Annotated in this window: 18 protein-coding genes; 8 read left to right on the forward strand and 10 right to left on the reverse strand. The window is 69.8% G+C overall.

Features of this window, described 5'->3' with window-relative positions; all coding sequences use genetic code 11:
- Positions 1-74 precede the first annotated feature (74 nt).
- Positions 75-1085: a sugar phosphate isomerase/epimerase family protein gene (locus ABH927_RS18705; protein WP_370023190.1), complete on the reverse strand. Its 1011-nt coding sequence runs from the start codon at positions 1083-1085 to the stop codon at positions 75-77.
- A complete protein-coding gene (locus ABH927_RS18710; RefSeq protein ID WP_370023192.1) occupies positions 1082-2341 on the reverse strand; it encodes an ROK family protein in 1260 nt (419 codons plus the stop codon). The genes ABH927_RS18705 and ABH927_RS18710 overlap by 4 nt, the downstream gene beginning before the upstream one ends.
- Positions 2342-2523: 182 nt before the next feature.
- On the opposite strand from ABH927_RS18710, the gene ABH927_RS18715 reads away from it, so the two are divergent.
- The gene (locus tag ABH927_RS18715; protein WP_370023194.1) at positions 2524-3267 is read left to right on the forward strand and encodes an HAD family hydrolase; all 744 of its coding nucleotides are present in this window, start codon (positions 2524-2526) and stop codon (positions 3265-3267) included.
- On the forward strand, positions 3264-5633 hold the full coding sequence (locus tag ABH927_RS18720; RefSeq protein ID WP_370023196.1) for a glycoside hydrolase family 65 protein: 2370 nt from the start codon (positions 3264-3266) through the stop codon (positions 5631-5633). The genes ABH927_RS18715 and ABH927_RS18720 overlap by 4 nt, the downstream gene beginning before the upstream one ends.
- Positions 5634-5832: 199 nt before the next feature.
- Here the strand turns inward: ABH927_RS18720 and ABH927_RS18725 are convergent, their stop codons facing one another.
- Entirely contained in the window at positions 5833-6729 is an 897-nt protein-coding gene (locus tag ABH927_RS18725) for an SDR family oxidoreductase (RefSeq protein ID WP_370023198.1), read from the reverse strand.
- Between the two features lie 209 nt (positions 6730-6938).
- On the opposite strand from ABH927_RS18725, the gene ABH927_RS18730 reads away from it, so the two are divergent.
- Positions 6939-7997, forward strand: coding sequence for a dihydrodipicolinate reductase (locus ABH927_RS18730; RefSeq protein WP_370023201.1), 1059 nt, complete (start codon positions 6939-6941; stop codon positions 7995-7997).
- A gap of 36 nt (positions 7998-8033) precedes the next feature.
- On the opposite strand, the gene ABH927_RS18735 is transcribed toward ABH927_RS18730, so the two are convergent.
- The 6 genes from ABH927_RS18735 to ABH927_RS18760 all read right to left on the reverse strand — a co-directional run bounded on the left by ABH927_RS18735 (position 8034) and on the right by ABH927_RS18760 (position 13722).
- Positions 8034-8651, reverse strand: a complete 618-nt coding sequence (locus tag ABH927_RS18735; protein ID WP_370023203.1) for a flavin reductase family protein — start codon at positions 8649-8651, stop codon at positions 8034-8036.
- 148 nt (positions 8652-8799) lie between these two features.
- A complete protein-coding gene (locus ABH927_RS18740; RefSeq protein ID WP_370023205.1) occupies positions 8800-9492 on the reverse strand; it encodes an NADPH-dependent FMN reductase in 693 nt (230 codons plus the stop codon).
- A 52-nt stretch (positions 9493-9544) separates the two neighbouring features.
- The gene (locus tag ABH927_RS18745; protein ID WP_370023207.1) at positions 9545-10981 is read right to left on the reverse strand and encodes an LLM class flavin-dependent oxidoreductase; all 1437 of its coding nucleotides are present in this window, start codon (positions 10979-10981) and stop codon (positions 9545-9547) included.
- Complete coding sequence (locus ABH927_RS18750; protein WP_370023209.1) at positions 10978-11895, reverse strand: ABC transporter permease; 918 nt, start codon at positions 11893-11895, stop codon at positions 10978-10980. Before ABH927_RS18750 ends, ABH927_RS18745 begins: the two co-directional genes overlap by 4 nt.
- Positions 11888-12676: an ABC transporter ATP-binding protein gene (locus tag ABH927_RS18755; protein ID WP_370023346.1), complete on the reverse strand. Its 789-nt coding sequence runs from the start codon at positions 12674-12676 to the stop codon at positions 11888-11890. Before ABH927_RS18755 ends, ABH927_RS18750 begins: the two co-directional genes overlap by 8 nt.
- 35 nt (positions 12677-12711) lie before the next feature.
- Entirely contained in the window at positions 12712-13722 is a 1011-nt protein-coding gene (locus ABH927_RS18760; RefSeq protein ID WP_370023211.1) for an ABC transporter substrate-binding protein, read from the reverse strand.
- A 282-nt stretch (positions 13723-14004) separates the two neighbouring features.
- On the opposite strand from ABH927_RS18760, the gene ABH927_RS18765 reads away from it, so the two are divergent.
- On the forward strand, positions 14005-14172 hold the full coding sequence (locus ABH927_RS18765) for a discoidin domain-containing protein (protein ID WP_370023213.1): 168 nt from the start codon (positions 14005-14007) through the stop codon (positions 14170-14172).
- 260 nt (positions 14173-14432) lie between these two features.
- On the opposite strand, the gene ABH927_RS18770 is transcribed toward ABH927_RS18765, so the two are convergent.
- Complete coding sequence (locus tag ABH927_RS18770; protein ID WP_370023215.1) at positions 14433-15500, reverse strand: MBL fold metallo-hydrolase; 1068 nt, start codon at positions 15498-15500, stop codon at positions 14433-14435.
- Between the two features lie 360 nt (positions 15501-15860).
- Between ABH927_RS18770 and ABH927_RS18775 the strand changes: the two genes are divergently transcribed.
- From ABH927_RS18775 to ABH927_RS18790, 4 genes are all read left to right on the forward strand, one after another.
- Entirely contained in the window at positions 15861-16526 is a 666-nt protein-coding gene (locus ABH927_RS18775; RefSeq protein ID WP_370023217.1) for a B3/4 domain-containing protein, read from the forward strand.
- A 171-nt stretch (positions 16527-16697) separates the two neighbouring features.
- Positions 16698-20393: a multifunctional oxoglutarate decarboxylase/oxoglutarate dehydrogenase thiamine pyrophosphate-binding subunit/dihydrolipoyllysine-residue succinyltransferase subunit gene (locus ABH927_RS18780; RefSeq protein ID WP_370023219.1), complete on the forward strand. Its 3696-nt coding sequence runs from the start codon at positions 16698-16700 to the stop codon at positions 20391-20393.
- An 87-nt stretch (positions 20394-20480) separates the two neighbouring features.
- Positions 20481-20654 carry a DUF6104 family protein gene (locus ABH927_RS18785; protein ID WP_261584049.1) on the forward strand — a complete coding sequence of 58 codons (174 nt, stop codon included), beginning with the start codon at positions 20481-20483 and terminating at the stop codon, positions 20652-20654.
- A 157-nt stretch (positions 20655-20811) separates the two neighbouring features.
- Entirely contained in the window at positions 20812-21633 is an 822-nt protein-coding gene (locus ABH927_RS18790) for a DUF4097 domain-containing protein (RefSeq protein WP_370023221.1), read from the forward strand.
- The last annotated feature ends 13 nt before the right edge of the window (positions 21634-21646 follow it).

The raw sequence follows: 21646 nt of genomic DNA on the forward strand, positions 1-21646 counted from the left end.
CGCAGCGGGCCCTCGGGGACGCCGGGTCCCGGGCGCTCCATCCGGACTGAATCGCCCGGCCGCGTGCCGGCCGTTCAGCTCTCCGACGAGAAGGCGGCGTCGAAGGCGGCCGTGGGCGGGATGATGGCGTTGAGTGCGCGGATGTACCGCAACGACTCGGGCGCACCGAGGAGACGGTCCATCCCCGCGTCCTCCCACTCGATCGAAATCGGGCCGTCGTAGCCGATCGCGTTGAGCGCGCGGAAGCAGTCCTCCCACGGCACGTCGCCCCGGCCCGTCGAGACGAAGTCCCATCCGCGCCTCGGGTCGGCCCACGGCAGGTGGGAGGACAGGCGGCCCCTTCGGCCGTCCCCCACCCTCACGCGGGTGTCCTTGCAGTCCACGTGATAGATCCGGTCGGCGAAGTCGAGGATGAATCCGGCGGGGTCCAGGTCCTGCCACACCATGTGCGACGGGTCCCAGTTCAGCCCGAACGCCGGCCGTCTCCCGATCGCCTCCAGCGTCCGTACGGTTGTCACGTAGTCGTAGGCGATCTCGCTGGGGTGAACCTCATGGGCGAACCGCACGCCCACCTCGTCGAAGACGTCCAGAATCGGGTTCCACCGGTCGGCGAAGTCCTGGTAGCCCGCCTCGATCATCGACGGCGGCACCGGCGGAAACATCGCCACCGTGTGCCAGATCGACGACCCGGTGAAGCCCACGACGGTGGTGACGCCGAGCTTGGCCGCCGCTCTGGCGGTGTCCTTCATCTCCTCCGCCGCACGCCGCCGCACCTCCTCCGGGTCGCCGGTGCCCCAGATGCGGGCGGGGAGCATGCCCTGGTGCCGCGCGTCGATGGGGTGGTCGCAGACCGCCTGCCCGACAAGGTGGTTGGAGACAGCCCACACGCCGAGGTTGTGCTTGGCCAGCACCTCCCGCTTGCGGTCCACGTAGGAGTCGTCCGCCAGGGCCTTGTCGACCTCGAAATGGTCGCCCCAGCAGGCGATCTCCAGGCCGTCGTAGCCCCACTCGGCGGCCAGGCGGCACACCTCCTCGAAGGGGAGGTCGGCCCACTGCCCGGTGAACAACGTGATCGGTCGCGTCACTGTCCGCTCCTTGTCGTCCTGATCGGCCTCGCCCATGGGCCCTCCGGAAGTGGCCGGTGTACGGCCGGCTGGTTGGCGGAGTAGACGTGGTCGCTGATGAGCCGGGCCGCGCCGATGACGCCCGCCGTCTCTCCCAGCTCGGAGAGCACGATGGGCATGTTGCCGGTGGCGAGCGGCAGCGACCTGCGGTAGACCACGCTCCTGATCTCCGCCAGCAGCACGTGGCCAAGCCTCGCCACGCCCCCCGCGATGATCACCAGACCGGGGTTGAAGAAGCTCACCAGACTGGCCAGCACCTGGCCGACCCGGTGGCCGCCGTCGCGGATGAGCTGGATCGCGCCCGTGTCGCCCTGCGCCGCCGCGGCGGCGACGTCCTCGGCGGTCAGCGCGCCGGTGGCGGCCAGCCTCTCCGCGAGGTACGGCGAGCCGCCCGCGCGGGCGACGGCGGTCGCTTCGCGGGCCAGGGCGGCGCCGCCGAAGTAGGCCTCCAGGCAGCCCGAGTTGCCGCAGGCGCAGACCGGCCCGAGATCGTCGACCCGGATGTGGCCGATGTCGCCCGCGCTTCCGGACACGCCCCGATAGATCTTGCCGTCCACGACGATGCCGCAGCCGATGCCGGTGCCGATCTTCACGAGGAGGAAGTCGCCGACGTTCCTCGCGACGCCGGCGTGGAGCTCGCCGAGGGCCATGATGTTCACGTCGTTGTCGGCCATGGCCGGGCAGCCGAGCTCCTGGCCGATGGCCTCGCGCACCGGGTAGCGGTCCCAGCCCGGCATGATCGGCGGCACGACCGGGATGCCCTCGGAGAAGCTCACCGGCCCGGGAACGCCGATGCCCGCGCCGTTGAGCTGGGTGAACAGCCCGCTCTCGCGGAGCTTGCCCAGCAGTTCGACGGCCCGGTCCAGCACGACGGCGGGACCCTCGCGGATGTCGCACGGCTCGCTGAGGTGCTCGAGCACCTCCAGCTCGCCGTTGGTGACCGCGACGTCGACCGACGTGGCGCCGATGTCGATCCCGGCGAACCTGGTCTGGGACGAGAGCCGCACCTTGCCCGACCGCCTGCCCCCGCGGGAGGCGGCGAGGCCGGCGGGCTCAGCCAGTCCCAGCTCGATCAGCCGGTCGAGCTCGACGTTCAGCTTGGACCGTGAGAGGTCCACTACGTCGGCGAGCTCGGCACGGGACCGGCCGCCCTCCCTGAGCAGCCGCAGCAGGGTGGCCTGGTGCACGTTCTCCGGCCGCGAGGTGGTCCGCTTCACAACGCCTCCGCGTCGAGGTGATTGGCCAGAACGTACCCCTGTTCTCCGGAACAGGAAAGGGCTTTTTCAGATTTGATGGCATCTTTCGCTTAAATCGGCAAAAGTCGCGCAAGTGCATGTGGGACGGGACGCCAGAGCCGGGGTAGGGACCCGGAGAACGCCTATCAAGGCAGGGGATGCCGATGCTCGGGTTGCCCGACGGGGTGCGAGGCTGCCTGTTCGACATGGACGGCGTGCTGACGCGCACGGCCATCGTCCACGCGGCGGCCTGGAAGCAGATGTTCGACGAGTTCCTCCGGGAACGGGCCGAACGGACGGGAGAGCCCTTCGTGGCGTTCGACCCCGTGGCCGACTACGACCGCTACGTGGACGGCAAGAAGCGGCTCGACGGCACGCGGGACTTCCTGGCCGCCCGGGGGATCAGCCTCCCGGAGGGGACGCCCGGCGACCCGCCGGACGCGCGCACCGTCCATGGGCTGAGCGACCGCAAGAACGCGCTTGTACAGAAGGTCCTGGACGAGCAGGGCGTGGACGTATTCGAGGGCTCGGTGCGATACGTCCGCGCCGCCCTCGACGCGGGGATGCGGTGCGCCGTGGTGTCGTCGAGCGCCAACACCGAGCGGATCCTCGCCGCCGCCGGGATCGCGGACCTTTTCGAGGCGCGAATCGACGGCATGGTGGCCCAGCGGCCTAACCTCGCCGGCAAGCCGGCGCCCGACATGTACATCGCCGGGGCGGAGGCGCTCGGTCTCAAACCCGCCGAGGCGGCGGTGTTCGAGGACGCGCTGGCGGGAGTGGAGGCGGGCCGCGCCGGGAGCTTCGCCTTCGTGGTCGGCGTCGACCGGGCGGGCCAGGCGGACGAGCTGCGCGAGCACGGCGCGGACATCGTCGTCGCCGACCTCGACGAGCTGCTGGAGCGGCCATGATCCAGCATCCCGCGTTCACGGTGGAGCCCTGGTCGGTCCGCGAGTGCCGGCTGCACATGGACGTGCTGGCTCAGACCGAGTCGGTGTTCGCGCTGTCCAACGGGCACATCGGCCTGCGAGGCAACCTCGACGAGGGCGAGCCGCACGGCCTCCCCGGCACCTACCTCAACTCGGTCTACGAGCTGCGGCCCCTGCCGTACGCCGAGGCGGGCTACGGATATCCGGAGTCCGGCCAGACCGTGGTGAACGTCACCAACGGCAAGCTGATCCGCCTGCTCGTCGGCGACGAGCCGTTCGACGTGCGGTACGGCACGCTGCACGCGCACGAGCGCGTCCTGGACTTCCGCGCGGGCACGCTCACCCGCCGGGTGCACTGGAGCTCCCCCGCCGGCGGCGAGGTCAGGATCACCTCCACCCGCCTGGTGTCGTTCACCCACAGGGCGGTCGCAGCCATCCACTACGAGGTCGAGCCCGTCGGCCAGCCGCTGGGCGTGGTCGTCCAGTCGGAGCTGGTGGCGAACGAGACGCTCCCCGCCCTGGGGAGCGATCCCCGCGCCGCCGCCGCGCTGCAGGCTCCGCTGGTCGTGGAGGAGAACGTGGCCACGGAGAACATAGCGGTCATGATCCACACCATCCGTGCCAGCGGGCTCCGGGTCGCCGCCGGCATGCGCCACCACGTCGACGGCCCGGAGGGCACCCGGATCGAGGCCGACGGGGCCGACGACGTCAGCCGCCTCACCGTGGCGACCCGGCTGAATCCCGGCCAGCGGCTGCGGGTCGTGAAGCTGTTCGCCTACGGCTGGTCGGCGAAGCGTTCCCGCCCGGCCATGCACGACCAGGTCGTCGCCGCGCTCGCGTCCGCCAGGCTGACCGGGTGGGACGGCCTCATGCGCGAGCAGCGGGCGTTCCTCGACGACTTCTGGGCCGGCGCGGACGTCGAGGTCGAGGGCGACGCGGAGGTGCAGCAGGCCGTCCGCTTCGGGCTGTTCCACCTGCTGCAGGCGGGCGCCCGGCTGGAGCGGCGGCCCATCCCGGGCAAGGGGCTGACCGGCTCGGGCTACGACGGCCACGCGTTCTGGGACACCGAGAGCTTCGTGCTCCCGGTGCTGACCTACACCTATCCCCGGGCGGCGGCGGACGCGCTGTGCTGGCGGCAGTCGATCCTGCCGAAGGCCGAGGACCGCGCCGGACAGCTCGGGCTCCACGGCACGGCCTTCCCCTGGCGGACGATCAACGGCGGGGAGTGCTCGGGCTACTGGCCGGCCGGCACCGCGGCGTTCCACATCAACGCGGACATCGCCGACGCGGTCACACGGTATGTCGACGCCACCGAGGACACCGCGTTCGAGCGCGACACCGGCGTGCCGCTGCTTGTCGGTACGGCCCGGCTTTGGTGCAGCCTCGGCCATCATGACGTCGCCGGGCGATACCGCATCGACGGGGTCACCGGCCCGGACGAATACAGCGCGATCGCGGACAACAACGTCTACACCAACCTCATGGCGCAGCAGAACCTCCGCGCCGCGGCCGACGCCGCCACCCGTCACACCGAACGCGCGCAGGAACTCGGGGTCAGCCTGGAGGAGGTCGCCATGTGGCGGGACGCCGCCTCCGCGATGTTCATCCCCTACGACGAGCGGCTGGGCGTCCACTCCCAGAGCGAGGGCTTCACCGGGCACGCGGTGTGGGACTTCGCCGCCACCAAACCGGAGCAGTATCCGCTGCTGCTACACGTGCCCTACTTCGACCTCTACCGCAAGCAGGTCGTCAAGCAGGCCGACCTCGTGCTCGCCATGCACCTGCGCGGCGACGCTTTCACGGCCGAGGAGAAGGCGCGCGACTTCGCCTACTACGAGGCGCTCACCGTCCGGGACTCGTCGCTGTCCGCCTGCACCCAGGCGGTGCTCGCCGCCGAGGTCGGCCAGCTCGACCTCGCCTACGACTACCTCGGCGAGGCCGCGCTGATGGACCTGCACGACCTGGAGAACAACACCCGCGACGGGGTTCACATGGCCTCGCTCGCCGGGGCGTGGACGGCGCTCGTCGCCGGCTTCGGTGGGATGCGCGCCCGCCAGGGGCGGATCCGCTTCGCCCCCCGGCTGCCGTCCGGCATCACGCGGCTCGCCTTCCGGTTGCGCTATCGGGGACGCCTCCTGCGGGTGAACATCACCGCGGGCCAGACGAGCTACCGGCTCCTGGACGGTCAGCCGCTCAGGCTGGAGCACCACGGCGACGAGTTCGTCCTGGGCGACCAGGCGGTGACCCGCCACACCCCCATCACGCCCGTCCCCACGGAACGGCTCCGCCAGCCCCCCGGCCGCGAGCCCATCCCCCGCCACACCGGCCTCCACCCCCCCTTGCCGTGACCTCCACCCCCTTGCCGTGATCATGCACAGATTCCCGCTTCGCCGCTCCGACCAGCGCCGGCTTCTCTCGTGATCATGCAGGGCGTACGGCAACGCCTCGTCGACCTCGCGGCGCGCCCAGCGCGAAAGCCGTACGGGACGAAGAAACCGGCGCCGCGAAAAGTCGCGGCGCCGGTCGCGGTGATTCGCCTGTGGGGCCCTACAGCATGGCCTGCATGGAGGCGGCGGCCTGCTGGCCCAGCCTGGTGGGCTGGATATAGGGCTGCTCGGCCATGATGGCGTCCCAGTTGTCGCGGATGGACTCGAGGGTGAGGTCGTCCGTGCGCCAGCCGGGCCCCTCGGCGACGAACACGCGGGCGACCCGGCCGGCGCCGACCGAGAACACCTCGCCCGTGGTCTCGCAGCTCTCGTGGGCGAGATAGGCGACGAGCGGGCTGACGCGCTCGGGGGTGAACCTGGCCTCGAACTCGGCCGGGAGCAGCTCCTCCGTCATCCGCGTCCAGGCGACGGGAGCGATCGCGTTGGCCCTGATGTTGGCCCTCGCGCCCTCGATGCCGAGCGTCTTGGTCAGGCCGACCAGGCCCATCTTGGCCGTCGAGTAGTTGGCCTGGCCGAAGTTGCCGAACAGCCCGGCCGGCGAGGAGGTGTTCACGATCCGGCCGTAGGCCTGCTCCTTCATGTGCGGGAACGCCGCGCGGCTCACCAGAAACGAGCCGCGCACGTGTACGGCAAGGACGGCGTCGAACTCCTCGACGCTCATCTTGCCGAACGACCTGTCCCGCAGGATCCCTGCGTTGTTGACGACGATGTCGATCCGGCCGAAGGTGTCGAGCGCGGCCCGCACGATGGCCTGGGCGCCCTCCGGCGTGGCCACGTTGTCGGCGTTGGCGAGCGCCTCTCCCCCGTCTTTGGTGATCAGCTCGACGACCTCGGCCGCCGGTCCGGCCGACGCGCCGGAGCCGTCGAGGGCGCCGCCGAGGTCGTTCACGACCACCTTGGCTCCCCGCTCGGCGAGCAGGAGCGCGTGCGAGCGGCCGAGCCCGTGTCCCGCGCCGGTGACGACCGCGACCTTCCCGTCGAACCTGAGATCCTGCATGGCCTCCACCCTTCGAGGAGAACAACATTCTAGTTGCCCAAACAATAGCTTGCCGATCGCGACGGGGGCAGCAGTCGGCAACACACCACCGCGGATAGTGATCAATTCTGTGAAAATCTGCTATAGTTCTGGGCCCCGACGGGCGTGGGTCAACGACGACACCCTCCCAGCACGGCCCCCGCCCAGAGCGACCCGGCTGGAGGCCACGCATGCCCTCATCTCCGCCCCTGCGCGTGGTCCAGTGGGCCACGGGCGCAGTCGGGGGATACGCGTTGCGCAGCGTGATCACACGTGAGGGGTTCGATCTCGCGGGCGTGCTCGTCTACGACCCCGACAAGGTGGGGCGAGACGCCGGAGAGCTGGTCGGCCTGAGCCCCGCCGGCGTGATCTGCACCGACGACGTCGAGCAGATCCTCGCGCTGGAGGCGGACTGCGTGCTCCACATGCCGCTGCCCGCGTCCTACTTCGGCGGCGACCAGGCGACCGACGTCGAGACCATCTGCGCGCTGCTGTCCTCGGGCAAGAACGTCATCACCACCACCGGCTTCGTCTATCCCCAGGCGTACGGCCCCGGCGTCGTCGAGCGCCTGGAGGCGGCCTGCGCCCGTGGCGGGACCTCACTGCACGGCACCGGCATCAACCCCGGGTTCATGAGCGACCTGCTGCCGCTCGTGCTGACCGGCCTGTCGGCCCGGCTCGACCACATCTACGTCCGGGAGTCGTCGGACTATCGCGGTCATCCGTCCCGGCAGATCGTCACCGACCTGATCGGCTTCTCTAGGGCGCCGAAGGACTACGCGGGAGCCGTACGGCCCTTCCGCGCCTTCCAGCGGTCGCTCTTCGCCGAGAGCGTCCAACTCGTGGCCACCGCACTCGGGGTGGAGCTCGACGAGATCGAGGAGACCGACGAATACGAGCTGGCCACCGAGGAGTTCGAGATCGCGGCGGGCGTCGTGCTGCCCGGCACGGTGTGCGCCTCCCGCTGGATGTTCACCGGTCTCGTCCGGAGCAGGCCCTTCATGACGGTCGAGTGCATCTACAAGGCCGACGCCGAGAAGGTCGCGCGGTGGGCGGACCCGGGGTTCGCCATCCACATCGAGGGACAGCCGACCATGGCCATCACGATCGACGAGGTCAGCCACGGCCTGGCCGGGGCCGCCGCGCACGCGGTCAACTCGATCGCCTCCGTGTGCGCGGCCCCGCCCGGCATCCGCACGTTCCTCGACCTCCCCCTCGCGACCGGCCGCGGCACCGTCCGCCTGGCCTGACCTCCGACGCCGTGACCGGCCGGCGGGGGCGGGGGGTCAGGACGGGAGGAACCGGCCGAACCTGCCCTGGTGGTAGAGGAGAGGGCGGCCCGACGTGCTGACGTTCGTCGAGGTCACCAGGCCGACCACGAGGATGTGGTCGCCCACCTCGACGGTGTGGTGGGGGCGGCAGACCAGGTGCGCGGACACGTCCTCGAGCAGCGGCACGTCCTCCGGCCCCGGAGTCCACCGGGTGGGGTGGGCGAACCGGTCGACGCCTCTGTTCGCGAACCTGGCGGCGAGATCGGCCTGGTCGCTGGCGAGCACGTTCACCGCGAAGTGCCCGGCCCGCCGCAGCCACGGCCAGGTCGTGGACGACTGGGCCACATAGAACGACACCAGCGGCGGCGCCAGGCTGACCGAGGAGAACGACGTGGCGGTCAGCCCCACCGGCACGCCCTCCGGCAGCGCGGTGACCACGACGACTCCCGCCGCGTGTACGGCGAGCGCCCGGCGGAACTCGTCGCCGTCGACGTGCTCGGCGTCATGGGGGGACACCAGGCGAAGCCGCACGGGAGCCGGGTCCTCCGGGGTCGAGGAGACAGTCGAGGGGGCGGTCGAGGGGGCGGTCGAGGGGGCAGGGTTCTCCGGGGGCGAGCCGTAGAGGGCTGTCATCTTCGTTCCTCCCAATGCGACGCCATACGATCTAACGCTTCAGGACCCGATGTCTTCCCAGAGACCTCACGACCCGGCGTCTTCCCAGGCCACACCGCACGAGCCGACGTCTCCCCGGGCCGCGGCGCCGGGTGTGGTCCACTGGCCGTCATGCGGGCACCTCCTGACGGAACGACAGTTGGCGGGCCACCACGCCGGCCCACTTCTCCAGCACATCATCCAGATCGGGAATTTGGGACTCCAGAATTGCGAGTCCTGGGGTGGGGACGAACGCGCCGAGCTCGACCAGCAGGGGCCGAAGGTGCACCTCCACGGCGAGCGCGTGCTTGGCGTCGCCCATGACCAGCAGCGGCAGCGCCGCCTTCCCCGCCAGCGCCTGAGGCGGCAGCTTGTCGAGGAACGCCTTGAGCAGCCCGGTGTAGGTGCCCTTGTAGGTCGGGCTCGCGACCACCAGGATGTCCGCGTCACGGACCAACTCCAGCGCGACCTCCACGCCCGGCGACGGCTCGGGGGCGAACAGGTGCGGCGCGAGCCCGGCGAGGTCCACCGTGTCTGTCAGCGCGGTGTCTGTCAGCGCGGTGTCTGTCAGCGCGGTGTCTGTCAGCGCGGTGTCTGTCAGCGCCGTGCCTGTCAGCGCCGTGCCTGTCAGTTCTGCCGCGGCGCCCGGCACGCCGTGCCCCGCTCCGGCCGACGCCGGCGATCCGGGGCCGTTCGGCGGGGAGCCGCCGTTCAGCACCGGGTCGGGGCCGAGCCGCCTCGCCAGCGCTCCGGCCGCGCGCACGGCCACGGCCAGCGTGCGGGACCCGTCCCTTGGGTTCCCCACCAGCGTCACGATGCTCATCGCGTTCTCCTTACTCGAGCCGGGGCTTTCGTGATACCCCGCCGGTCGGCGATCACGAAGCGACCACCACCGTGTCGTTCGCGTTTTTCGTGTTTTCCGTGTTTTCCGTGGTTTCCGCCGCGTTCTCTCCCGCGCTGACCGCCGTGTCGCCGGAAGGGCCCTCGGCGGGCTTCGCGGCGTAACGGCTGACGGGGCGGGCCAGGCCGTAGTTGTCTCTCAGGGTCCGGCCCTCGTACTCGTACCGGAACAGGCCCCTGGCCTGGAGCACCGGGACCACGTGGTCCACGAAGTCCTCGAGGCCGCTCGGCAGGATCGGCGGCATGATGTTGAAGCCGTCCGCCGCGCCGTTTGCGAACCACTCCTGGATCTGGTCGGCGACCTGCTCCGGGGTTCCGGCGACCACGCGGTGCCCCCGGCCGCCCGCGAGCCTGCCGATGAGCTGGCGGAGGGTCAGGTGTTCCCGCCGGGCCAGGTCGGTGACGAGCTTGAGCCGGCTCTGCTGGCCTTCGGTCTGCCCCGTGATCTCAGGCAGCGGCTCGTCCAGCGGGTGCTCCGACAGGTCGACGCCGAGGATGTTGGACAGCTGGGCCACGCCGTACGCCGGGATGGTGAGGTCCTCCAGCTCCTTCTCAAGCTGAAGGGCCTCCCGCTCGGTGGATCCGAGGATGGGCGCGATGCCGGGGAGAATGACGATCTCCTCGGGCAGCCTGCCGTACCGGGACGCCCGGGCCTTGAGGTCGGCGTAGAACTCCTGGCCCTCCTCCAGGGTCTGCTGGGCCGTGAAGACGGCCTCGGCGTGCCGCGCGGCGAAGTCCCTGCCGTCCTCGGACGAGCCCGCCTGGACGAGCAGCGGGCGGCCCTGAGGCGGGCGCTGGGTGTTGAGCGGGCCCTTCACCCGGAAGTGGTCGCCCGTGTGCTCGATCTGGTGGATCTTGCCGGTGTCGGCGTAGACGCCGGCGGCCCGGTCGCCGAGGACCGCGTCGTCCTCCCAGCTGTCCCAGAGCTTGGTGACGACGTCGAGGAACTCGGAGGCGCGCTCGTAGCGCCGCCGGTGAACGGGGCGGTCGATGCCGAAGTTGTGGGCCTCGGCCTCTCCGGCGGAGGTCACGATGTTCCAGCCCGCCCGGCCGTCGCTGATGTGGTCGAGCGAGGCGAACTTGCGGGCGACGTGGAACGGCTCGTTGTACGTCGTGGACACGGTCGCGATCAGCCCGACGTGGTCGGTCACGGCGGCCAGCGCCGACAGCAGTGTCAGGGGCTCGAGCCCGCCCAGCGCGTTGTGCTTCACGTTGCCCCACAGCGCGAGGCCGTCGGCCAGGAACACCGAGTCGAGCCTGCCCCGCTCCGCGATCCTGGCGAGGTTCTGGTAGTGGCGGATGTCGGTCAGCCGCCCCGGCTCGCTGAGGGGGTGCCGCCAGGCCGCCTCGTGGTGCCCGACTCCCATCAGGAAGGCGTTGAGATGCAGTTTCCTGGTCACGTTTCTGGTCATGCGGTCCTCCATGTGGAAAATCGGCGCTCCAGATGGACCAGGAGCTGGTTGAAGAGCAGGCCGATCACCGAGATCGTGATGATCCCGGCGTACATGTCGTAGATCCGGAAGCTCGACTGGGCGGCGTTGATGAGGTAGCCGAGCCCCGCCTTCGCGCCGACCATCTCGGCGAACAGGAGCACGAGGATCGAGTACGCCCCGGCGAGCCGGACTCCCGTGAAGATCGTCGGGACGGCGGCGGGCAGCAGGACCTTCTGGAACAGCCGGATCGAGGAGAGACCCATCGACCTGGCCGACTTGATCAGCAGCGGGTCGACGGTCTTCACGCCGCTGATCGTGTTCAGCAGGATCGGCCAGGAGCAGGCGTAGAAGACGAAGGCGACCTTCGACGTCTCCCCGATGCCGAGGATGAGGGTGAAGACCGGCAGCAGGGCCACCGCCGAGGTGTTGCGGAACAGCTCCAGCACCGGGCTGACGAACTCGGCCACCGGCTTGTACCAGCCGATCAGCAGCCCGAGCGGGATCGCCGCCACGATGGCCAGGCCGAACCCGGCGAGCGACCGGACCAGGCTGGCCTGCGTGTGGTCGAGCAGCTCGCCGCTGCGCAGCAGGCCGTACCACGCGACCAGGTCCTCGGACAGGGGCGGCAGGAAGACCCGGTCGACCACTCCGGTCCGGGGCAGGACCTCCCACAGCGCCAGCAGCAGCACGACGGCCAGTGATCGCTTGCCGAGGCCGCCCACCGCCCGCAGGCGGCTGCCCCTGCTGCCCCTGCTGCCCCTCGCCGGAGACCTGCGCGAGCGCGCCGGCGGCTTGACGGTTCCGGCGGAAGCGCCGACCCGTTCCGGCACGGGGACGGCCCCACCGGAAACGGCTGTCTCGGACGCCGCAGCCGAGGTGAGGGTGTCAGCCAACGCTCGCCACCTCCTGCGCCTGGGCCGCGGCGACCTCGTCGCGCAGCAGGGTCCACAGCTGATGGCGGTACTCGCCGAACTTCGGGTCGGCCCGCAGGTCTCCGGCGCGGGTGTCGAACTCCACTCCGATGACCTGCTTGATCTGGCCCGGCCGTGAGGTCATGACCGCCACTCGCTGGCCGAGGTACACGGCCTCGTCGATCCCGTGAGTGATGAAGATGACCGTCTTGCCGGTCTTCTCCCAGATGCTCAGCAGTTCCTCCTGGAGGGACTCGCGGGTCTGGGCGTCGAGCGCGGCGAACGGCTCGTCCATCAGCAGCACGTCGGGGTCGAACGCGAGACTCCGGGCGATGGCGACCCGCTGCCGCATGCCCCCCGACAGCTCGTGGGGATACCGCTGGTCGAACCCGGTCAGCCCCACGAGGTCGAGGTAGTGCCGCGCCTTCTCCGCCCGCTCCTTCCTGGCGATTCCCTTCGCCTCCAGGCCGAACTCGATGTTGGCGAGAGCCGTACGCCAGGGGAAAAGCGCGTACTGCTGGAAGACGATCCCCCTGTCCAGGCCCGGACCGGCGATGGGAGTGCCGTCGAGGAGGATCTCGCCGGAGGTGGGGGCGGCCAGGCCGGCGACGAGGTCGAGGAGCGTCGACTTGCCGCAGCCGCTCGGGCCGACGAGGGTCAGGAACTCGCCCTCGCGCACGTCGAGGGTCACGTCCTCGATGGCGGTGAACAGCTCGGCGGAGTCCCGCACTTGGAAGACCTTGCTCACCCCCCGAATGCTGATCTTCGTGCCGCCCGTACGGCTCTCGCTGGAAGCGGTCACTGGGCACCCCCGTTGGCGTAGGGATTGAAGGAGTCGGTGTAGATGTCGGAGACCTTCACCTGGCCGGGCCGCAGCTCGCCCTCCCGCTGGAGCCAGTCGATCCAGGTCTGGAAGTCCCTGTCGCCGATCAGGCCGCCCGTGGCGGAGACGCCGTAGCTCTTCCAGTAGCCGATGGCCGTGGTGTCCTCGCTGCGCTTGCGCTTGGCGATGATGGCCTTGAACCGGGCGACGACCTCGTCACGCGGGTGGGTCTTGCTCCACTCGATCGCCTTGGCGACCCCGGTGACGAAGGCCCGGGCAGCGTTGGGGTTCTTGGCGATGAAGTCGTCGCGCAGGACGTACGTCCCGGCGTTGAACGGGCCGAGCAGCTCGTAGTCGGTGAAGAGCGGGTGGATGCCGCCGCGGGTGAGGGCCTTGTCCCGCAGGATCCCGCCGAGCGTGGCGACGTCGATTTGCTTTTGCCGGAGGGCCTGCTCTGTGTTGACGGGCGGCACCACGACGAGCTCTACCTGCTTGATCTCGTCCTTGGTCAGGCCGGCGCGCTGCAGGTATTCCTTGACGACAGCCTCGTGGTGCGCGCCGAGGGTGTTGACGGCGATCTTCTTGCCGATCAGGTCGCGCGCGGTCTTGATCGGGCTGCCGTCGAGGACGTAGTAGCCGTTGTAGGCGTCCTTGTCCGAGCCGTAGTAGCCGACGACGGCCTTGATCGGGGCCTTGGCGGCGACGAGCTTGATGACCGCGCCGTTGAACGCGCCGCCGAAGTCGGTCTGGCCGGTCGCGGCCGACTGGATGTCCTGCGGGCCGCTGATCGTGTTGCCGACCCACTTGAGCTTGACCTTGCCCAGGTAGCCGAGGTCCTCGGCGAGCTCGGGAGGGGTGACGGCGCCGACGCTGCCCTGGTAGCGCAGCTCGGTGACCTCTCCGTCACCGGACGTGCCTCCGGACGACCCGCAGGCGCTGAGCACGACGAGAAACGTAAAGACTAGGACGAATCTGAACTTGTTCATGGAAACCCTCAGAGCTGTACGCGCTGGCTCGCGCGGCCGATCCGGTCGCGCGGCGGGGGGATAGGAAGGGGGAGGAACCGCCCACGTCGATGGGGCGGCCTGCCCCGTCTCCGGGACGGGGGTCTTTCCTAGAAGGCGCGGCGACACTGGGCGCTGACCACGTGGCCGAAGTCCACGTGAGGGCGCCGGATCAAGTACAAGCCCTGGCTCATACCGGAGACGCTAAACGCATCCGGGGGCATAGTCAACAATTCCTACTTGATTTACATAGAATGCCCTTAAATGGGCACTCACCGTGCCCAGGGATCCGGGCTGCCCGACCCGTCCTGGCTCCAGGTGGACCTCGGGTCGGTCAAGCAGATCACCGCGGTCGTGACGACCTTCGAGAAGTCGAGCGGCTACAAGTACAAGATCGAATACTCGGCCGACTACACCGACCCGAGCAACTGAACCACGCTCGACGACCACACGGCCGACTACACCACCGCCCAGACCAACTACTCCCTGGCCGGCAACGCGGTTAACGCACGCTACATCCGCATCACCGTCACCGACTCCAGCTGGAACGGCGGCAGCATCTTCGAGTTCGCGGCCTACGGCCCGACCGGCTGAGGCCGGATACCGCGGCCGGATACCGCCACAACACCCACGGGCACCCTCGTCACGAACGAGGGTGCCCCATCCCACGAAAAGGGGCGCGTGCCGTACGCCTAGGGCTTGCCGGAGGCCTGCCAGATGTCCGGTTCCCCGGGGACGCGGGACACGAGGCCGCGGACCTCCAGCCACACGAGGTGGGCGAGTGTCTCGTTGTTGGCGCTCCGCTGCATGAACGGAGGGATCGTCTCCCACGGCCGCGACCACGTCAGCCGGGTGGCGAGCTCCCAGCACGTGCTGCCGCCGGACTCCGCGAGGACCCGCCCGACCTCCGTGAGCCGCTCCTCGTGGTGGCCGATCACGTAGTCGACCCGGTCGGCCAGCTCCAGGAACCGGAACTCGTGGGCGGGCAGCACCTCGTCCACGTCGAGCTTGCCGACGGCCCGCAGGGAGTCGAGGTAGTCGGCGAGCGGGTTCGCCGACGACTGCGGGTGCACCGCGACGATCGGCGTGATCTTGGCGAGCACGTGGTCGCCGGAGAAGAGCAGCCTGCGCTCCGGCTCGACGAAGCACAGGTGTCCAGGCGAGTGCCCCGGCGTCCAGATCGCCCGGACGTCCCATCCCGGCAGGTCGAGCCGGTCGCCGTCCTCGATCAGGCGATCGGGTGCGGCCATCGTCACGAGCTGGCGGAGGAACATCGAGCCCCCGGCGAGCTCCTGGGCCGTCAGGGGCGGCACGCCGCACCTGAGCAGCAGCTTCCGCTCCCGGTCCGCCAGCGCGTCGATGGCCGACTCGTCGTAGCGGTCGTGGAGCAGCCGGGCGTCGGCCGGGTGCAGTCCGATCCACGCGCCCGACACCTCCCGGATCCGCCCCGCCAGGCCGTAGTGGTCCGGATGGATGTGCGTGACGAGCACCGCCTTGACGTCGGTGACCTCGTATCCGGCGATCCGGAGACCGGCCTCCAGCGCGTCGTACGCCTCGTCGGTGTTCCATCCGGCGTCGATGATCGCGACGCCGCCGGAGATCTCCAGCGCGTAGACCAGGACGTACCGCAGGGGGTTGATCGGGATGGGCACCGGGATGGACCACAGCCCCGGCCGCACGCGCTCCACCTCGGGCAGCGTCCTGCCGAGCCACGCGGCGCGCTGCTCCTCGCTCGCCGCCGTCACCATCACCTTGGTCATCCGTCCACCTTGGTCATACGTCCACCCTTTTCGCACCCCCGATTGTGCCCCCTCACCGAATATCGTTCTACTGGAGCCCCCGCCGAGCCGCGTGATCATGCACGCCTTCCCTGCCGACGGGCCCTGCCTGCACACTCTCACTTCGTGATCATGCACTTGGGAACCTCGCGATATTGCATGATCACGAACCGTGTTCCCGCACGTGGAACGAGTGCTAGAGGAATGCGTGCATGATCACGTATGGCGTTTGCCCAGCCAGCCACCCCTGCCCGGGAATCTGTGCATGATCACGCGGGGGTGGGGGGGCACCGGTTGCTCGAGTCCCACGAAGCCACCTCCGCAGGCCCTAGCCTGGAGGGCGTGATCGACGACATCCGGGTGGACCCCGCCGTCACCGCTCTGCGCCCCGACTTCGCCGTGCTGGTCATCGGCGCGTACGGCCTGCGCAACGGGCCCTCCGACGACAGGTCGCGCGGCTGGCTCGCCGACGCGGCGGCGGAAGCCGTACCGCTCGACCACGAGAAGATCGAGGCGTGGCGCGCGGCCTACCGGGCGTTCGGCGCCAAGCCGCAGCGAACCCGGCCGTCCGTCGACGCCCTCATCCGCCGGATGCCGCTCCCCGAGATCAACCGCGTGGTCGACGCCTACAACGCCGTGTCCGTACGGCACGGCCTGCCGATCGGCGGCGAGGACCTGGGCCGCTACGAGGGCCCCGCCCGCCTGGTCCGGGCGGAGGGCGACGAGCCGTCCGACGAGGCGCTCGGCGACCCGGAGATCGGCGAGGTCGTCTGGCGCGACGACACGGGCGTCACCTGCCGGCGGTGGAACTGGCGGCAGTGCGTCCGCACGAGGATCACCGAGGAGACCGTGGACGCGCTGTTCCTGCTGGAACGGCTGAAGCCGCTCTCACTCGTCGAGCTGGACGCCGCCGGCGCCGAGCTGGCCGGGCTACTGACCGCCATCACACCGGAAATCCGGGTGGAGACTCGCCTGATCAGCGGCGACGCCAGTGTGACCATGCGGTAAGTGTCACCTCACCACCCAGACGGACTACCTGCGCGTGACCTGTTTGATCGGTCCTGGGAGGATGGACCGGGACCTGCGGCCTGATGGGCGCACCTCACTGTTCAGGGCGAGTAGCCTTGGACAGGTTCATGTAACATCAACGCCGATCTGCGGAAGAAGGCGATTTCCGCCGTGTCGTCTGAGTCGTCGCGGACAAACCCGCTGGCAAGCTTCGGGCAAAACGAGTGGCTTGTCGACGAGCTCTACCAGAAGTACCTCGAGGATCCCGAGTCTGTGGACAAGGCCTGGTGGCACTTCTTCGCTGACTACAACGGAACGGGGAAGTCAGCTCCCCCCACGACCCCCAACGGAACATCGAACGGCGCCACCGCCGCCGCTCCTCCTCCCCCCGCCGCTCCGGTGACCCCGGCGCCGCAGACGGCTCCTCAGGCGCCCGCTCCGCAGGCGAAGGCGCAGCCCGCCGCCGCTCCGGAGAAGCCCAAGGCCGCCACCCCGGTGCCGGCCGGCGCGGCCGAGGAGAAGCTGCGCGGCGCCGCCGCCCGCACGGCCCTCAACATGGAGGCCTCGCTGGCGGTTCCGACGGCGACCAGCGTGCGGGCCGTCCCCGCGAAGCTGCTCATCGACAACCGCATCGTGATCAACAACCACCTCTCCCGCGGGCGCGGCGGCAAGATCTCCTTCACGCACCTGATCGGCTTCGCGATCGTCAAGGCGCTCAAGGCGATGCCCGAGATGAACCACTCCTACGCGGAGGTGGACGGCAAGCCGGTCCTGGTCAAGCCCGAGCACGTCGGCCTCGGCCTCGCCATCGACGTGCAGAAGAGCGACGGCAGCCGCCAGCTCCTCGTGCCGTCGATCAAGGCCGCCGAGTCGATGGACTTCCGCAAGTTCTGGGTGGCCTACGAGGACGTCGTCCGCAAGGCCCGCGCCGGCAAGCTCGGCGTGGAGGATTTCCAGGGCACCACGATCTCGCTGACCAACCCCGGCACGATCGGCACCGTGCACTCGGTGCCGCGCCTGATGCCCGGCCAGGGCACGATCATCGGCGTCGGCGCGATGGAGTACCCGGCCGAGTACCAGGGCGCGTCGGAGGAGACGCTGTCCCGCCTGGCGATCAGCAAGGTCATGACGCTGACCTCCACGTACGACCACCGGATCATCCAGGGCGCCCAGTCGGGTGACTTCCTGCGCCGGATCCACCAGCTGCTGCTCGGGGCCGACGGCTTCTACGACGAGGTCTTCGAGTCGCTCCGCATTCCGTACGAGCCGGTCCGCTGGGTGCAGGACATCTCGGCCACCCACGACGACGATGTGGCCAAGTCCGCCCGGGTCATCGAGCTGATCCACGCCTACCGGGTCCGCGGCCACCTCATGGCCGACACCGACCCGCTCGAGTACCGCCAGCGCAAGCACCCCGACCTCGACATCAAGTCCCACGGGCTGACCCTGTGGGACCTGGAGCGCGAGTTCGCGACCGGCGGCTTCGGCGGACGTCCGCTGATGAAGCTGCGCGACATCCTGGGCGTGCTGCGCGACACGTACTGCCGCACGGTCGGCATCGAGTACATGCACATCCAGAACCCCGAGGAGCGGGCCTGGATCCAGGCGCGGGTGGAGAAGCCGCACGCCAAGCCCGGGCGTGAGGAGCAGCTCAACATCCTGCGCCGCCTCAACACCGCCGAGGCGTTCGAGACCTTCCTCCAGACGAAGTACGTCGGGCAGAAGCGGTTCTCGCTCGAAGGCGGCGAGTCGCTGATCCCGCTGCTCGACTCGGTCATCAGCGCGGCCGCCGCCGAGAGCCTCGACGAGGTCGTCATCGGCATGGCCCACCGCGGCCGGCTCAACGTGCTGGCCAACATCGTCGGCAAGTCGTACGCCCAGGTCTTCGGCGAGTTCGAGGGCAACCTCGACCCGCGCAGCGCGCACGGCTCCGGCGACGTGAAGTATCACCTCGGGGCGGCCGGCGACTTCGTCGCCGCGGACGGCACCAAGATCGCCGCTTCGGTGGTGGCCAACCCGTCCCACCTGGAGGCCGTCGATCCCGTCCTCGAAGGCGTGGTCCGGGCCAAGCAGGACCTCCTGGAGCGCGGCGAGGAGGGCTTCACCGTCCTCCCCGTGCTGGTCCACGGCGACGCGGCGTTCGCCGGCCAGGGCGTGGTCGCCGAGACGCTGCACCTGTCCCAGCTTCGCGGCTACCGCACCGGCGGCACGGTCCACATCGTCGTCAACAACCAGGTCGGCTTCACCACCAGCCCGGCCAGCTCGCGCTCGTCCGTCTACGCCACGGACGTCGCCCGGATGATCCAGGCGCCGATCTTCCACGTGAACGGCGACGACCCCGAGGCCGTGGTCCGCGTCGGCAGGCTCGCCTACGAGTATCGCCAGGTGTTCCGCAAGGACGTGGTCATCGACCTGGTCTGCTACCGGCGGCGCGGCCACAACGAGGCCGACAACCCCAGCTTCACCCAGCCGTTGATGTACGACCTGATCGACGCCAAGCGGTCCACCCGCAAGCTCTACACCGAGGCGCTGATCGGCCGCGGGGACATCACGGTCGAGGAAGCCGAGCAGGCGCTCCGCGACTACCATGAGCAACTGGAGCGGGCCTTCACCGAGACCCGCGAGGCCACGAAGCGGCCGCTGGAGCCGGGCGCGGTCGTCGCGCCGGAGCCGGACGAGCTGATCCCGTGGTCGCACGAGGACACCAAGACCGCCATCTCCGAGGAGACGGTCAAGCGGGTCATCGACACCCAGCTCAACCTGCCCGAGGGCTTCACGGTGCACCCGCGCCTCGCCCCGGTGCTCCAGCGCCGCGGCGCCATGATCACCGAGGACGCGATCGACTGGGCCACGGGCGAGACGCTCGCCTTCGGTTCGCTTCTGATCGACGGGCACCCCGTCCGCCTGGCCGGGCAGGACTCCCGCCGGGGCACCTTCGGCCAGCGCCACGCCGTGCTCGTCGACCGGGTAACGGGGGAGGACCACACCCCGCTCAAGACGTTCAACCAGGGGACCACGAAGTTCTACATCTACGACTCGCTGCTGAGCGAGTTCGCGGCGATGGGCTTCGAGTACGGCTACAGCGTGGTCAGGCCGGACGCCCTGGTCGCCTGGGAGGCCCAGTTCGGCGACTTCGCCGACGGCGCCCAGTCGATCATCGACGAGTTCATCTCGTCGGGCGAGCAGAAGTGGGGCCAGCGCTCCTCGGTCGTACTGCTCCTGCCGCACGGCTACGAGGGCCAGGGCCCTGACCACACCTCCGCCCGCATCGAGCGCTACCTGCAGATGTGCGCGCTGGACAACATGACCGTGGCCCAGCCCACCACCCCGGCGAACTACTTCCACCTGCTCCGCTGGCAGGTGCTGTCGAACCGCCGCAAGCCGCTGATCGTGTTCACGCCCAAGTCGCTGCTGCGGGCCAAGGCCGCGGCGTCGGCGACGGCGGAGTTCACCTCCGGCGCCTTCCAGCCGGTCATCGGCGACGCGAGCGTCGATCCGTCGGCGGTCACCAAGGTCGTCGTCTGCTCCGGCAGGGTCTACTACGACCTCCTCGCCGGGCGGGAGAAGACCGGCCGCAAGGACGTGGCGCTCATCCGCCTGGAGCGGCTCTACCCGTTCCCCGAGAACCCGCTCAAGGCCGAGCTGGCGCGGTACAGCGACAGCGTCGAGCTCGTGTGGGCGCAGGACGAGCCGGTCAACATGGGGCCCTGGCCGTACCTCTCGCTCAAGATGGTGGAGAAGCCGGAGCTGTTCGGCGGCCTCACCATGAGGCGCGTCTCCCGCACGCCGAACTCGTCGCCCGCGACGGGCTCCCACTCCAAGCACGACGCCGAGGTGGCCGCGATCCTCAACGCCATCTTCGGCTAGCGCGGAGGGCGCGAGCCGTACGACACCATGGAAGTCCCCCACGGTCCCGCTGTGGGGGACTTCCCCGTAACTGGAGCGAAGAGCAGCATGTACTTCACCGACAGGGGCATCGAGGAGCTCGTCGACCGGCGCGGCGACGAGGAGGTCAGTGTGGGCTGGCTGGCCGAGCGGCTGCGCGAGTTCGTCGACCTCAACCCCGAGTTCGAGATCCCCGTCGAGCGGCTGGCCACCTGGCTCGCCCGCCTCGACGAGGACGACTGACCGACGCCGCCACGGGACGACTGTTTCGCGTACGGCATCGCCGGAGACGCGATACATCTTGACTTTCCGGAGACGCGACATATCGTGTTCTTAGGACAGGTGAACCTGCCCTCACGCCCGCACCAGGGCGGTGAAGTTCGCGTCGAAGGGCCGGGCAATGCCTCGTTGGTCGATCGAGAAACCCGAACAGCTCACATTCGGCCCGGTCACCGGGTTGAGTGTGCGGATCGTGGCCGGCCGCCTGGCCGTGCTCGCCAGTGATGGGCCACCCACCCTTGAGGTAACCGACATCCGCACGCCGCCGCTGATCGTGACGCACGATGACGACGGCCACCTCACCGTGGCGTACAAGGACCTGACCTGGGACGGCATCCTGGGCTGGTTGCGGCCCGGCTCCCGGTCCACCACGCTCACGCTGACCGTGCCGAAGGACTGCCCCGTGCAGGCCGGTGTCATCACCGCCTCCGCAGTGGTCGCCGGGCTGGAGGGCCGCACGAGCGTCAAGAGCGTCTCCGGCGAGATCGTCCTGGACGGCGTGAGCGGCGACGTGCACGCCGAGACCGTCTCGGGATCGGTGGAGAGCCGCGGCCTGGCCGGCGATCTGTCGTTCAGCAGCGTCTCGGGCGAGCTGACCGTCGCCGGAGGGACCCCGCGGCGGCTGCGCGCCAACACCGTCTCCGGTGGGATCACCACCGATCTGGAGCTCACCCCGACCGGCCATGTCACGCTGAACAGCATCTCCGGCACCGTGGTCGTACGGCTCCCGCGGACCGCCGACAGCGACGTGACCATCCGCTCCACCTCGGGCAGGATCGAATCCGCCTTCCCCGATCTGCAGGGCGTGAGCCACCCGGGGATGAAGTCGATCACCGGCCGCCTCGGCGGAGGCATGGCCTCCCTCTCGGCCACCACGGTGTCCGGCGACATCACGCTGCTGAGCGGGCAGCCCGCCACCATAACGAACGAGGAGGGGGCATGAGCGAGCGAATCAG

It is taken from the genome of Planotetraspora sp. GP83, assembly GCF_041262585.1.
Taxonomy (GTDB): Bacteria; Actinomycetota; Actinomycetes; order Streptosporangiales; family Streptosporangiaceae; genus JAOEGB01.